Here is a 14,106-nt window from a genome sequence, read left to right on the forward strand (position 1 = left end):
TTTTGATATTAAAAGGAGCTTAGCTGCTTTGGAATTCGCAAAGCTTGCCAATTTCGATATGGGTTTAATAGGGATCCTATAACAAATGTTTCACGTGAATCGCTAATTGAGGCTGATAATGTCTGTAGAAGAAAATCTAAAAATCGTACTAGAAGACATCCAAAACGTGGCTTCGAAATCCAAAGGTGCATCAAAAGATTTGCAACTCATCGCAGTTTCAAAAACGCATAATGCAGATAAAATTCGCCCGGTTATCGAAGCTGGTCAACGCGTATTTGGTGAAAATCGTGTTCAAGAAGCCCAGGGTAAGTGGCCAGAACTAAAATCTGAAATACCGAATATTGAACTTCACCTTATTGGGCCATTGCAGTCTAATAAAACTGTAGATGCAATCGAGTTGTTCGATGTTATCCAATCTGTAGATCGCGAAAAAATTGCAAAAACCATTCAAAAAGAAGCCGTTAAAATTGGGAAATGCCCCGATCTTTATGTTCAAGTAAATACGGGGCTCGAGCCGCAGAAGGCTGGCATAGCACCGCAGGATGCAGTTGCCTTTGTAAAGCATTGTAAGAATGATTTATCATTACCCATTATTGGTTTGATGTGCATCCCGCCAAATGGTGAAAACCCAGGTCCACATTTTGCGCTTCTGCAGAAATTGGCGGAAGAGGCAGGTGTAGAGAATTTATCCATGGGAATGAGTTCTGATTACCAAACTGCAATCGAATTTGGAGCTACACATGTTCGCGTGGGATCTGCTATTTTTGGCGAGCGTTACAAAATCTGATCGCATGTGTTGTCGTGCGACAATCATCCAGCTTGAAATATTTCAGAATTTAGGTCATTGCTTGACGAAGTAAAACCTTTGGGAGGGGTCTTCGTGACAAGTAAGTATCATTCTGTTTATGCAAACTGGCAATCTGATCCAGAGGGTTTTTGGCAAGAAGCCAGTAAATCAATTGATTGGTTTGAGGAGCCGAAGACTATCTTTGATGAAAGCAAGGGAGTTTATGGTCGATGGTTTACCGACGGTGTAACCAATACCTGCTATAATTGCCTCGATCGTCATGTAAATAACGGCAAAGGCAACGATGTTGCATTGATCTATGATAGTCCTGTCACGGGGTCTAAAGACAAGATTACATACGGTAAACTGCTTAGTGATGTCCAAGCTTGTGCTGCTGCAATTCGAGCACAGGGTATCGTGAAAGGTGATCGGGTCATTATCTACATGCCGATGATCCCTGAAGCAATTGTAGCGACACTGGCCTGCGCGCGCCTAGGTGCTGTTCATTCAGTCGTTTTTGGTGGCTTTGCTGCTAATGAGCTGGCAACCCGTATTGAAGATTGTGAAGCGAAGTTAGTTATTGCCGCATCTTGTGGTATAGAGCCAAGCAGAAATATAGCATATAAACCGCTTCTCGATCAGGCGATAGAGTTATCCAACCATAAACCAAACTCGACAATCATTGTTCAGCGCAAGCAAGTCTTAGCGGATATGATTGATGGTCGTGATTATGATTATGCTGGTTTATTGGAAGAATTTGAGGGTGCTAATATAGAGTGTGAGCGTCTTCTAGCGACAGACCCACTTTATATTCTCTACACGTCAGGGACGACTGGTCAGCCAAAAGGCGTAGTGCGTGATAATGGTGGGCATATGGTTGCCATATCGTGGACGATGGAGTCAATTTATGGCGTTAAGCCGGGAGAGGTTTTTTGGGCTGCATCAGATGTTGGCTGGGTTGTGGGTCATTCTTATATTATTTATGGTCCGTTGATGACGGGTAATCCATCTGTGCTTTTTGAAGGTAAACCGATTGGGACACCTGACGCTGGAACATTCTGGCGAATTATTTCAGAATATAAAGTAAAAAGCCTTTTCACAGCACCAACTGCCTTTCGAGCAATTCGCAAAGAAGATCCAGCTGGTGAATTTATAGAGAAATACGACCTATCCCATTTTGAGTTGCTTTTCTTAGCTGGAGAGAGAGCTGACCCTGATACCATTAAGTGGGCAGAAAACATGCTCAAAGTTCCCGTGATTGATCATTGGTGGCAGACAGAAACTGGCTGGACAATTGCAGGTAATCCAGCCGGGCTTGGTTTGCTTCCTGTCAAATATGGATCACCTGCCGTTCCAATGCCAGGTTATGATGTGCAAATTGTTGATGATGGGTGTGAGCCTCTTGGAGCAAACGAGCTTGGAAATATCGTGGTGAAATTACCACTTCCGCCATCAGCAATGCCGACATTGTGGAATGCAGAAGATCGTTTTATTGAAGCATATCTCGAAGAGTTCCCGGGATATTATAAAACGGCGGATGCTGGATATAAGGATGACGATGGTTATCTTTATATTATGTCGAGGACTGATGACATAATTAATGTTGCAGGCCACCGTCTTTCAACAGGTGCCATTGAAGAGGCCATTGCCGGACATAAAGACGTTGCTGAATGCGCTGTTATTGGGGTGAATGATAAATTGAAAGGTCAGTTGCCGATTGGGTTTGTGGTTATCAATTCAGGCGTTGATCGTGGTGCTGATGAAATTGAAGCTGAGATCGTTGCGCATGTACGTAATCAGATCGGGCCTGTTGCAGCATTTAAGACAGCTATCCAAGTATCTCGTTTACCGAAAACACGATCTGGCAAAATGTTGCGTGGGACTATGCAAAAAATCCATGACGGTCTGGAATGGAAAATGCCGGCAACAATTGATGATCCGGCAATTCTTGATGAAATTAAAACAACGATTGATAATTATCGATCAAAGTAAGATTTAGAGGCTTCTATGTTGAAATCTGTTGTTGTTACTGGTGCCGCGCAAGGTATCGGGCGAGCTATTGCCGAACGATTTTTAAAAGATAATGCTCGCGTTATGATTACAGATATTAATGAGAAAGCGCTGATGGAAACCCAGAAAGCACTTTCGCAAGTGGGTGAGGTGGAAACCTTTGTTGGAAGTGTTGCCGAGCGAATTGATGTTCATAATCTAATTGCACAGACAATAGGGGCATTTGGACAGATTGATGTTTTAGTAAACAATGCCGGCGTCGTTCATGTGGCGGATTTTTTAGATATTACAGAGGAAGATTTTGATCGCGTCATGGCGGTTAACCTCAAAGGAGTTTTTCTTCTAAGCCAAGCTGTAGCTAAACATATGGTTGAACGGGTTAAAAATGGCGAACCAGCTGGATGTATTATCAATATGTCATCTATAAACGATACGGTCGCCATTCCTTCGCAGATACCATATTCGGTGTCAAAAGGGGCCGTGAAACAGCTTACGCGTGCTACCGCGCTGTCTTTGGCACCTTATGGTATTCGTGTAAATGCGATTGGACCGGGTTCTATTAAAACGAATATGCTTATCGATGTGATTGGGAATCGTGAGATGGAACAGAAAGTTTTGGAGCGTACACCGCTATATCGTATCGGTGAAGCATCTGAAATTGCTTCCATAGCCACTTTTTTAGCTTCGAAAGCAGCTAGTTTTATAACGGGTGAAACCATCTATGCAGATGGTGGACGACTTGCTCAGAACTATCCGGTGACAATCGAAGAGGATTGAAACCAATTTTTTAGATAAGTAAAATGGGCGCTAAACTTATGTTCGAGCGCCCAATTTTTAGATCTAGTTCTTTTTAAATAAAGATCTAGCTTTCATCTGAAGTGTTATCGTCTTTCAAAGATGAAAGTTTAGAAAATACGGCATCAGCATCATATATTTTGCTGTTCTCTTCGCTCGGTGCTGGTGGTGTCATGTCCATCACATCAGCATCAGGGTTCTGTGTTTCAGAAGCTGGCAATAATGTTTCCTCAAGTGTGTATGGCATGTTTGCAGGGCGGTTTTTCGCAGCGCGTTCTACTTCAAGGTCTAGGTCAATTTGTTTACAAAGGCCTAAAGTTACAGGATCCATTGGTGTAAGTTTTGCTGAATTCCAGTGAGTACGCTCACGAATTTGGCCAATTGTATTCTTCGTTGTACCAATCAGACGAGAAATTGCTGCGTCTTTCAGTTCAGGATGATTGCGCACCAACCACAAAATAGCGTTTGGACGGTCCTGACGCTTAGACAGTGGTGTGTAACGTGGTCCTTTGCGCTTTTTCTCCGGCAAATGAACTTTAGCCGTTGCAATAGCTAACTTATATGTTGGCGTTTCTTCAGCTTTCTTAATTTCATCGCGAGTCAACTGGCCTGTTGATATAGGGTCCAAACCTTTAATACCCTGCGATGCTTCACCGTCAGCAATGGCTTTGATTTCCAGCGGATGCATTTTACAAAATAATGCGATCTGATCAAATGTTAGCGCTGTGTTATCAACTAGCCAAATCGCTGTTGCTTTTGGCATAAGTAATTGTTGTGCCATAGACAGAATCCTTTTCTTAACCCCGCGCCGGTGCCGCAGGCTGTGTACTTGTTACCACAATTTCCGGAGGAATTGGAGATCTCTATATCCATAATTTTAATGAAAAGCAATTGTCATCATTGCAAGAGATAAAAAGTACTCGAAAATAAAGTTCAGCTTGTCTGACAAAAATTTGCCCGTTTGCCTTTTTGATATGGTCTAGCATGGCCTATTTTGAGCATTTGATCGCTGGCGTTAATACCAGATAATGTTTCAATATCAGCTAGAATACGGCCATAATATTTTCCGCCAGAAATACGGCGTAAGGTTATTGTATTGCCATCTATCATTTTGCTCAGAGCATGTTTTGCGTGATGAGCGGCGATTCGTTCTCTTTTGCACTTAGATTTAAGTTCCGGTGTATCGATATTGCGAAGCCGAACATATACACGGATTGTGTGAGACGGCCATGGTGTTGCGTCAACCAATACCGTGTCGCCATCTACTATCCTGATAATTTTTGCGAAAACTGGACCTTCTATGTAACGAATAGTATCTTTTGCATGCGCATATAGTGAGCTTGCTAAGATATATATTATTGCACTAAATAGGAATATAATCACTGATTTCATATCTAAAGGAATATATTCCTTTATATGATTCGTCAAGTAGAATAATTTTGATTAAAAATCGATCGCTCTGCCATCAATTTCCCAATCACCAAACCGAGATGGATCCTTGCCACCCCTGCCGCCGTATTCTTTGGCTGGTTCGTTGATATTTTGAGCCTGCCGGCGTTCTCCTGCTTCTTTTAATGCGCGTTTTGCAGCGTCAGAGAGTTGCTTTGTCGGCAATTTAGTTTCATCTCCATTTTTGGATGTTAGATTATTGGTCATATGATTATCCTAATTAGAATATTCAACTTGTTTGTAAATAGTACCATTTCTACGGTGCGAATTAAACAGGTATGTACAATCAATTTACTTGAAATAACATCGTTTTATGTATTTGGGTGAAAGTTGCTTATTTTGTAATCAAGAATAAGTTTCATCACTGTTTGGGAACGAACGAAGTTTAACATCATTTGCATAACGTTGCACAGCGTCTTCGATCATGGGGCCTAATTGGCCGTAAACTCTGACAAATTTTGGGGTCCAGGGATTCATGCCAAGCATATCTTCCAGAACTAGGATTTGCCCATCGCATGTGGCAGAGGCGCCTATGCCGATGGTTGGAATTGTTATTTCCTTAGTTATTTTTGCTGCAAGTGGTTCAACCATGCCTTCCAAAACAACAGCAAAAGCGCCAGCTTCGGAGACTGCTTGGGCGTCGGCGATGTGTGTTGGCCATGTTTCTTTATCGCGCCCTTGGGTTTTGAAGCCTCCCATGACATTGCTTGATTGTGGGGTCAATCCAATATGAGCCATGACGGGTATACCGCGCTCCACCAGAAATCGGATTGTTTCAGCCATACGCGCGCCACCTTCAATCTTAATGGCACCACATCCGGTTTCCTTCATAATTTTGGCCGCATTGCGGAAAGCAACGTTTGGGCTTTCCTCGTATGAACCGAACGGCATATCTACAACAATCAATGCTTGCTCCGTTCCGCGCACGACTGCTTTTCCATGCATAATCATTAAATCAAGCGGCACGCCTACAGTGCTATCCATCCCGTGCATTACCATGCCCAAACTATCGCCGACGAGTATAAAGTCGGCGTATTTATCGACGATCGCCGCGGTATGTGCATGATACGATGTGAGCGAAACAATGGGCTCGCCACCTTTACGCGACCCAATTTGAGTGGTTGTTGTCCGGCTAATATTCTTGGTCTGTTTACTCAAAGGTAAGTTCCTTCTGATCAATTAACAAAACGTCACCAAATTGCACCGAAATCATTATGCAAATGGTATCGATCGGCTTTCCTGTGGCAAGTTGAAAAGTATTAGCATTTACAACATCGGCTGCTTTTAGTTCTGCAAGTGGTTCGGCCTTAATAATGCTTGTGATTGTTGCTATTGCCGTCTCAATAGTTTCCCCGGATTTCAATTGCAGCTCTGCTTCTTCCAGTGCTACATTTAATATTGAGGCCGCTGCCCTTTGGGGTTTAGATAAAAGTGTGTTTCGTGAGGATAACGCCAACCCATCAATATCTCTAACGGTTTCAACCGCTTCAATCTTTATAGGAAAATGCAGGTCATCGACCATCTTTCTGATAATCGCTAGTTGTTGATAGTCTTTTTTTCCAAAATATGCGTGATCTGCTTGAACTATATTGAAAAGCCTCGCAACGACGGTTGTTACACCACGAAAATGACCAGGGCGAGTTATCCCATGGAACGAGTTTGCGAGCCTGGTTGTTTCCACGACGGTTTCATCATTGCTCGAATAGATCTCACCTGCGCCCGGGACAAAAACAGCTTTAACACCCGCTTTTTGAAGTATGGCAAAATCAGTTGCTTCATTACGTGGATAATTATCTAAATCGTTAGAGTTCCCAAACTGAGTTGGGTTAACAAAAATTGAAACAACAGTATTTGAATTTTCCTTCACGGACTGATCAATGAGAGCTACATGTCCATCATGTAGGGCACCCATTGTAGGCACAAACCCAAGTTTACCTTCCTGATGCATTTTAGTTGTGATGCTGCGCATCTCAGGTATGGTTCTGCAAATATGCAATTTCAAATACTCCTATGGCAATCAAAAATCCAAACCGACATCAATTGAAGGTGCTGAATGGGTGAGCGCTCCTGATGAGATATAATCAACGCCTGTTGCTGCGATTGAATGAACTCGTTCGAGTGTGACGTTTCCACTGGCTTCAGTCTTCATCCGTCCATCCACAATGGTAACGGCTTTACGCATCATGTCTGTATCCATGTTATCCAAAAGAACAACACTGGCACCTCCAATTTCGAGCACTTCGGACAATTGATCTAACCGATCAACTTCGATTTCTACAGCCATCATATGGCTCGCCTGGGCTTGGACAGCTTCTAACGCCTGACGCACACCACCTGCTGCTGCAATGTGGTTATCTTTAATCATAATGGCGTCTGATAGTGAAAAGCGGTGATTGGAGCCGCCGCCGTGCAGTACTGCCAATTTCTCGACAAGACGTAGGCCCGGTGTCGTTTTACGTGTGCAGGTAACGCGCGCTCTAGTACCTTTCGTCTTGTCAACAAATCGGGCTGTTTTGGTAGCAATTCCTGATAGTCGGCCAGCAAAGTTAAGAGCCACACGCTCGCCTGACAATATTGAAGCCGCTGATCCTTTGATTGTCATCAGGGTATCACCCTTTTGACAGCGCTGCCCGTCAGATATGTGTGTTGTAATCTCCAAATCGGCATCAATAAGCTGAAATGCGATCGCAGCCACTTGCATTCCAGACATTACGGCATCTTCTCGTGCGACTAATTCGGCGTGGCAGGTTGTTGTTGCCGGAACAACTGCCCGAGTTGTCACATCACCGTAACTACCCAGGTCTTCCATTAAAGCCGTCCGGATTATCGGTTCCAACAATAGGTTTGGCACATTTGCAAAGCTCATGATGTGTCCTGACTAATTTCGGCGCGTATGTCGAGTGCCTCAGAAAGATAAATTTGTGATCTTTTCTCAGCTAATTTATTGGTTTTTGGAAAGTCTGTTCGCTCATGCGCTCCACGGCTTTCTTCGCGCAGGAGTGCTGATACTGCAATTAAGGTCGCCGTTGCGCACATATTGATAAATGAAATATTAGTTCGTTGGCTTTCCTCAAGCACAGCAATATGTTGAAGTGCCTCACGCAATCCATCACCATTTCGTAACACACCAACAAAGTCCGTCATGGTCTGTCGCAACTGGTTCATGGCCTCGATATCATTGTGTTTCTCGCTGCTTGCTTCAAATGAAACATCGAGCTGTGGACTTTCAATTATCTGAGGTGTTTCTGCAACAATACTTTGAGCACAAATACGGGCATAGACCAAGGCTTCAAGCAGGCCATTTGATGCCAAACGGTTTGCGCCGTGTAAACCGGTTGAAGATGCTTCGCCACAAACCCAAAGTCCTTTAACACTTGCATGTCCATCAGTATCTGTCGCAATGCCACCCATGTGGTAGTGTGCGGCGGCGGCAACGGGGACAGGAGCTTTAATTGGGTCAATATTATTGCGCGCGCAAGCCTCAAATAAAGCAGGATATCGCATTTTCACATTTTCACCTTGAATTGGGCGAATATCCAGCATCGGATTAAGTCCGGCTTGTGTTTGTTCAAAAATGGCACGGGCCACTATATCGCGCGGTGCAAGTTCTGCGTCTTCATGAATTGGTTCCATAAAACGAACGCCATGCTTGTTAACCAATATTGCCCCTTCACCTCGCAGAGCTTCCGTTGCCAACGGAGCGGGGTCTTCGCCAACATTGAGAGCTGTTGGATGGAACTGAACAAATTCAGCATCTGCAATCAAAGCGCCAACGCGGGCGGCCATTCCAATGACTTGTCCGCGTATTCTCGGCGGGTTCGTTGTTAATGCGTAAAGTCCTCCCGAACCACCTCCTGCAAGAAGAACGACTGACGTGGTTAGCCGAATTTGATTTGAACATGGCATATTCGCATCTTCAATGACAACACCGGAAATCCTATTGCCCTCTTTGAGCAATTCAACCGCCATCGTGCCTTCGAGCACTTGAATTGAGGGTGTTTGGCGAACTTGTTTGATGAGTGCAGCCATAATTTCAAACCCGGCCTGGTCGCCTTTCACGCGAACCACACGAGCAAAAGAATGCGCCGCCTCGCGAGATAAAGTATAGCCTCCATCCTCGGTTCGATCAAACGGTGTGTCCATTCTCGTTAATGCTAAAATATGGTCCTTTGCAACGTTCGTCACCATATCTGCTACATTTATGTCTACTGTACCAGCTCCGGCGCGTACTGTATCAAGTGCATGCTTCTCCGGACTATCATTTATATCCATGGCTGCTGCCACGCCGCCTTGCGCCCAAGCTGAACTCGCCCCCTCGCCTAAAACTTCTGGCGATATCACAATCACAGGGCGTGGTGCGAGATTCAACGCAGCATAAAGTGCGCCAAGACCAGCCCCAATAATGACAACTCGTTCTGTTGTAATTTCTTCCATGTTATTAATCAGGAACTCAATTTTTGTGAGAGATCTATCATCCGTTGGACTGATAAACGTGCTTTTGCGGAAATAGCCGGATCGAGCTCAATCTGATGGTCCATTGTGTGTAAAGAATATAGTATTTTCTCAAGTGTGATCTTCTTCATGTAGGGACACATGTTACATGGTTTGGCAAACTCCACCTCTGGCAATTGATCTGCTATATTGGATGCCATAGAGCATTCTGTCACAAGCATGGCCTTTGCCGGATTGTGATCGTGCACCCATTTGACAATACCACTGGTTGATCCGGTGAAGTCAGCTTCAGCCACAACGTCGGGGGTGCATTCTGGGTGAGCAATGATTTTCACTTCTGGATCATAACGCCGATAAGACCGCAGATCATCTGCGGTATAAAGTTCGTGAACAATACAGGATCCCGGCCAGAAAACGATCTCCTTTTTTGACTGATTTGCGACATTTTGAGCCAGAAATTTATCCGGTGTCATAATAACTGTATCGCCTTCCATTGCGTCCACTATTTGCAATGCGTTTGCGGAAGTACAACAGATGTCGGAAGCTGCTTTGACTTCCGCTGTGGTATTTACATAAGATACCACAGCCGCGCCGGGATACTTATCACGCATTTCTTGCACACCATCTGCGGTAATACTTTCAGCCAGAGAACATCCAGCTTCCATATCCGGCATAAGAACGATCTTTTCAGGGCTAAGAATTTTGGATGTTTCTGCCATGAAATGCACACCAGCTTGCACGATAATATCGGCATCTACTTCAGTTGCCTTTATAGCGAGCTGAAGGCTGTCTCCGGCAAAATCCGATACGCCGTGAAATATCTCAGGTGTCATATAATTATGGCCAAGTATGACCGCGTTTCGCTCTTTCTTTAACTCGTTTATTGCCTTCACATAAGGTGCGTAAATAGCCCATTCCGGCGGAGTTACAACACGTTTCATCCGATCATAAATATCCTGCATCGATGTTGCCAATTCAAGTGAAGGTGCAAGATCGTAGTGGTCGGCGAGTGAGGTGTTCAAGGGTAAAGAATTAGACAAGTCGTACTCTCCAGATATCATAATGGCTTTCTTGTAGAGCGTTTTTCGTTAGAGGCCTACCCTAAGCCGCCGTCTCATTTGGCATTATCCACCCAGTACTTGTACCTAGAGTGGTTTTCTCTAGAAGGGTGATAATAATGTGAGTTTATTATTGTTGTTATTTGTGATCAAAATACTAGAAGGCTTATAACCGCAAGAAATTTGACAATTCAAATTCTGATGCGCATATGCATGATGAAGTGGCGCATAAACAGCGTAATATGGAGCCGCAGAAATCCAAACGCACTAAATTTTCGGATCCATTGGAACGTAAAAGTGCTAAGAAATAGGGCTTGATCTTTGGCACATAAATCCGGTGCGGAAAAATCTGAATTAATCAAACCAGGTTTAGCGACACGCGTTGCAGCGACAAAACTTTTGTCCGCAATTATTGATAAAAAAACATCTATGGATGGCCTTTTGGATTCAAAAGGTGGTAATCCAAGTTATCTTGTTCTTTCGCAACAGGATCGTCTTCTGGTGAAAGCTATATTACTTTCAACATTGCGCAATTATGGCATTATCGATGCTTTTATTGATAAGCTTTTGGAAAGTCCGCTCCCTGGTGGCGCAGTGTCATTGCGCCATATTTTGCGTGTTGGCGCAGCGCAAATCTTGTTTTTAGATATTCCCGATCATTCTGCAGTGGATCTGAGCGTTGAACAGGCTAATGCCGATCCGCGAAACAGAAGATTCGCCAATCTAACAAATGCTATTTTGCGGCGTATGTCTCGCGAGAAAAAGAAGCGTATGCCTGGGCTTATTCATAAATCTATTAATCTACCAACTTGGTTTTACGATCGGTTAGTAACATCTTATGGTGATGAGCAAGCGCAAGACATAGCAAAGACAATATCGACACCCGCACCAGTCGATATTACTGTTAAAAGTGATGCTCAGGGTTGGGCGGAGAGGCTTGGCGGAAAAGCCTTGACGGATAGTTCTGTCCGGCTTGAGACGATTTCTGGTGCTATTCCTTCACTTGATGGTTTTGAAGACGGTGAATGGTGGGTTCAGGATGTGGCTGCGAGTTTGCCCGCAAAATTATTTGGTGATCTAACAGGTAAACGAGTGATTGATCTCTGCGCTGCACCGGGTGGCAAAACGGCGCAATTGATTATGGCCGGAGGACGCGTAACAGCGCTTGATCGTTCAAAAAATCGCCTTAATCGTTTGAACGAAAACCTATCTCGTCTAAAGTTTTCTGCTGACCTTAAATTGGGCAAGATGGAAGCTTTCGAGACAGATGACTTATATGATGCTGCGCTATTAGATGCGCCTTGTTCGTCTACGGGAACCATCAGGCGTCATCCTGATGTTGTGTGGACTAAGTCTGAAGAGGATATAGGCTTCTTAGCGAATTTGCAGTTTAAGTTACTCGAGCACAGTTTAACATTGGTAAAGCCCGGTGGGCAGATTATCTTTTCTAATTGTTCGATGGAGTTAGATGAAGGTGAAAAGATGCTTGAAGCATTTTTAGAGAAGAATAGTGACAAGGTAAAACTTGAAAAAATTGATGCTAACTTATGCCCAGGTTTTGAGGAGGCCATTGCTTCATCGGGTATTTTGCGTACGACACCGAACTTTAAAATTGGTGATGAAAAAGGCGTCGATGGGTTTTTTGCAGCCAGCTTGCGCGTAATTTAGGCAATATCCTATTGGTATTTAATACATTTTTGCTTAAAACGTCTACTAAATTAAGAGCGTTTACTATTTGAGTAGGGATGAATTTCAGGTTTATTTTTGAATGTAGGCTTGAATTTAGGTTGATGAGGATAATGTCAGGCTTTGGCCGTATAATTGGATTGGTAATGAGACGAGCTTGGCGACGTTTGCGCCAGGCTGTTTCATATATTGTGCGAAATCCGCTGAGTACGTCAAACCAAAATCCAACTCGCTTGGTTGTTGCACCGGTAGATTTGCGGCAAGCAGATGTATTTGTGGCAAGCGAAATTATTGAGGGTCGATTTCCTCTCGCTGGTACCGCTTTTGATGCAAATGGCAAAAACCCATTTCTTGAAAATACCACTAACACTGACTTCAGGCATAAGTTGCATGCTTTTAGGTGGCTTAGACACTTGCGTGTCAGTGATGATCTGTGTGCAGGTCATCGTGCAATGCAGTTAACTGATGAATGGATGGCATCTCATTTAAATAAAATGAGTGGTTATGCATGGGAATTGGAGACTGCAACCCAAAGGCTAATTGCGTTTCTTTCTCATTCGCCCATTATTCTGCAAAAAGCTGAGCAGGATTTTTATCAACGGTTTCTCTACTGTATTGCACAGCATGTCCGTTATTTGCGACGTGTTGTGCCAGCACAAGAGCGAAATGCTGCACGGCTTAAGGTCAGAATAGCTCTTGCTATGTCTAGTATTTGTCTTCCTTCATCAAAGACCTATATTCGCATTAATGCTGCTGCATTGGAGCAGGAATTAGATAAGCAGATCTTACCCGATGGGGGGCATGTTTCCAGAAATCCACAAGTCTTAATGGATTTACTTGCCGATCTTTTGCCGTTGCGCCAAACCTATTTGAACCTTAATCAAGCTGTACCAGAAAATCTGCTGGACGTTATGGACCAGATGTTTGCGGCTTTGCGGTTCTTCAGGCATTCCAGTGGAGATATAGCTTTATTTAATGGGTCTAATTACGTGTCGGCAAACTATTTAATGTCGATTTTGCAGAATGATGAAAAAACCAAGGAAAATCAATCGAATCTACGTGATAGCGGTTATGTTCGTTTAGATGCCGCAAGATCTGTTATATTATCAGATGTTGGTCATGCTCCCAAAGGTGAGTTATCCAAAGATGCTCATGCTGGATGTCTATCATTTGAATTTTCTTCCGGCGCTAATCGATTGGTTGTTAATTCCGGATACCCAACATATAGGCAAAAAGATTATGGTGAATTTTCACGGCTGACTGCCGCACATTCAACATTGATTGTAAATGATACTTCATCGGCGCGATTATCGTCTTCCAAAATTGTTGGGCCGATAATCATTCAAGAACCCAGTATTATAACATGTGAAAATGAGTTGAATGACGAAGAGATAGGTTTTACAGCTTCACATGATGGTTATGCACGAGAATTTAACATTATTCATAAACGACAGTTACGATTAAAAAATGATGGTCAGTTATTCTCTGGGCTGGACACTATTGAATCAGTAAAATCCGGCGAAATTGCAAATCAACCAATCGTTATTCGTTTTCATATTCACCCTTCTGTTGAAATTAGCCAATCAGAAAATGGGATGATATTTTTGTCGACAAAAGATGGAGAACGTTGGGCATTTACCTCAACGGTTAAAGCTAATGTTGAAAAGGATATTTTCTTTTCGGAATTACTTGGACCCGTAAATAGCCAGCAGATCACACTGTCTTTTATAACAGACCAAGAGCGTAAAGTGGCGTGGATATTTAAAGCTTTGCATACATCATATATATGAACATTTTGGTGCCGGCTGTTTTCTTATTCAAGCCAGTGTGCTAACCGAGCCCGCAACTTCATTTATCTTCCGTCTGGCA

The 14,106-nt window shown here is 43.5% G+C and carries 13 protein-coding genes; 5 read left to right on the top strand and 8 right to left on the bottom strand.

What is annotated here, in order from left to right:
* Window positions 1–118 precede the first annotated feature (118 nt).
* The 3 genes from G3W54_RS17630 to G3W54_RS17640 all read left to right on the top strand — a co-directional run bounded on the left by G3W54_RS17630 (window position 119) and on the right by G3W54_RS17640 (window position 3,574).
* Complete coding sequence (locus G3W54_RS17630) at window positions 119–787, top strand: YggS family pyridoxal phosphate-dependent enzyme (protein WP_162654613.1); 669 nt, start codon at window positions 119–121, stop codon at window positions 785–787.
* 93 nt (window positions 788–880) lie between these two features.
* Window positions 881–2,779: a propionyl-CoA synthetase gene (locus G3W54_RS17635; RefSeq protein WP_162654614.1), complete on the top strand. Its 1,899-nt coding sequence runs from the start codon at window positions 881–883 to the stop codon at window positions 2,777–2,779.
* Window positions 2,780–2,794: 15 nt separating this feature from the next.
* Window positions 2,795–3,574: an SDR family oxidoreductase gene (locus G3W54_RS17640; protein ID WP_162654615.1), complete on the top strand. Its 780-nt coding sequence runs from the start codon at window positions 2,795–2,797 to the stop codon at window positions 3,572–3,574.
* An 85-nt stretch (window positions 3,575–3,659) separates the two neighbouring features.
* Here the strand turns inward: G3W54_RS17640 and G3W54_RS17645 are convergent, their stop codons facing one another.
* From G3W54_RS17645 to nadA, 8 genes are all read right to left on the bottom strand, one after another.
* A complete protein-coding gene (locus G3W54_RS17645; protein ID WP_162654616.1) occupies window positions 3,660–4,373 on the bottom strand; it encodes a cell cycle transcriptional regulator TrcR in 714 nt (237 codons plus the stop codon).
* 152 nt (window positions 4,374–4,525) lie between these two features.
* Window positions 4,526–4,984 carry a thermonuclease family protein gene (locus G3W54_RS17650; protein WP_162654617.1) on the bottom strand — a complete coding sequence of 153 codons (459 nt, stop codon included), beginning with the start codon at window positions 4,982–4,984 and terminating at the stop codon, window positions 4,526–4,528.
* 51 nt (window positions 4,985–5,035) lie between these two features.
* Window positions 5,036–5,248 carry a DUF1674 domain-containing protein gene (locus tag G3W54_RS17655; RefSeq protein WP_162654618.1) on the bottom strand — a complete coding sequence of 71 codons (213 nt, stop codon included), beginning with the start codon at window positions 5,246–5,248 and terminating at the stop codon, window positions 5,036–5,038.
* A 138-nt stretch (window positions 5,249–5,386) separates the two neighbouring features.
* On the bottom strand, window positions 5,387–6,199 hold the full coding sequence (panB, locus tag G3W54_RS17660; protein WP_162654619.1) for a 3-methyl-2-oxobutanoate hydroxymethyltransferase: 813 nt from the start codon (window positions 6,197–6,199) through the stop codon (window positions 5,387–5,389).
* Window positions 6,192–7,037 (bottom strand): pantoate--beta-alanine ligase, encoded by an 846-nt coding sequence (gene panC, locus G3W54_RS17665; protein ID WP_162654620.1) that lies wholly within the window; start codon window positions 7,035–7,037, stop codon window positions 6,192–6,194. Before panC ends, panB begins: the two co-directional genes overlap by 8 nt.
* A gap of 21 nt (window positions 7,038–7,058) precedes the next feature.
* Window positions 7,059–7,907, bottom strand: coding sequence for a carboxylating nicotinate-nucleotide diphosphorylase (nadC, locus tag G3W54_RS17670; protein ID WP_162654621.1), 849 nt, complete (start codon window positions 7,905–7,907; stop codon window positions 7,059–7,061).
* On the bottom strand, window positions 7,904–9,475 hold the full coding sequence (locus G3W54_RS17675) for an L-aspartate oxidase (RefSeq protein ID WP_162654622.1): 1,572 nt from the start codon (window positions 9,473–9,475) through the stop codon (window positions 7,904–7,906). The genes nadC and G3W54_RS17675 overlap by 4 nt, the downstream gene beginning before the upstream one ends.
* Before the next feature lie 8 nt (window positions 9,476–9,483).
* Window positions 9,484–10,533 carry a quinolinate synthase NadA gene (nadA, locus tag G3W54_RS17680; RefSeq protein WP_244627985.1) on the bottom strand — a complete coding sequence of 350 codons (1,050 nt, stop codon included), beginning with the start codon at window positions 10,531–10,533 and terminating at the stop codon, window positions 9,484–9,486.
* A 339-nt stretch (window positions 10,534–10,872) separates the two neighbouring features.
* Between nadA and G3W54_RS17685 the strand changes: the two genes are divergently transcribed.
* Complete coding sequence (locus G3W54_RS17685; protein WP_244627986.1) at window positions 10,873–12,219, top strand: RsmB/NOP family class I SAM-dependent RNA methyltransferase; 1,347 nt, start codon at window positions 10,873–10,875, stop codon at window positions 12,217–12,219.
* A 164-nt stretch (window positions 12,220–12,383) separates the two neighbouring features.
* Window positions 12,384–14,027, top strand: a complete 1,644-nt coding sequence (locus G3W54_RS17690) for a heparinase II/III family protein (protein ID WP_162654624.1) — start codon at window positions 12,384–12,386, stop codon at window positions 14,025–14,027.
* Window positions 14,028–14,106: the final 79 nt, after the last annotated feature.

Origin of the sequence: Lentilitoribacter sp. Alg239-R112 (assembly GCF_900537175.1) — a bacterium.
Lineage (GTDB): Bacteria > Pseudomonadota > Alphaproteobacteria > Rhizobiales > Rhizobiaceae > Lentilitoribacter.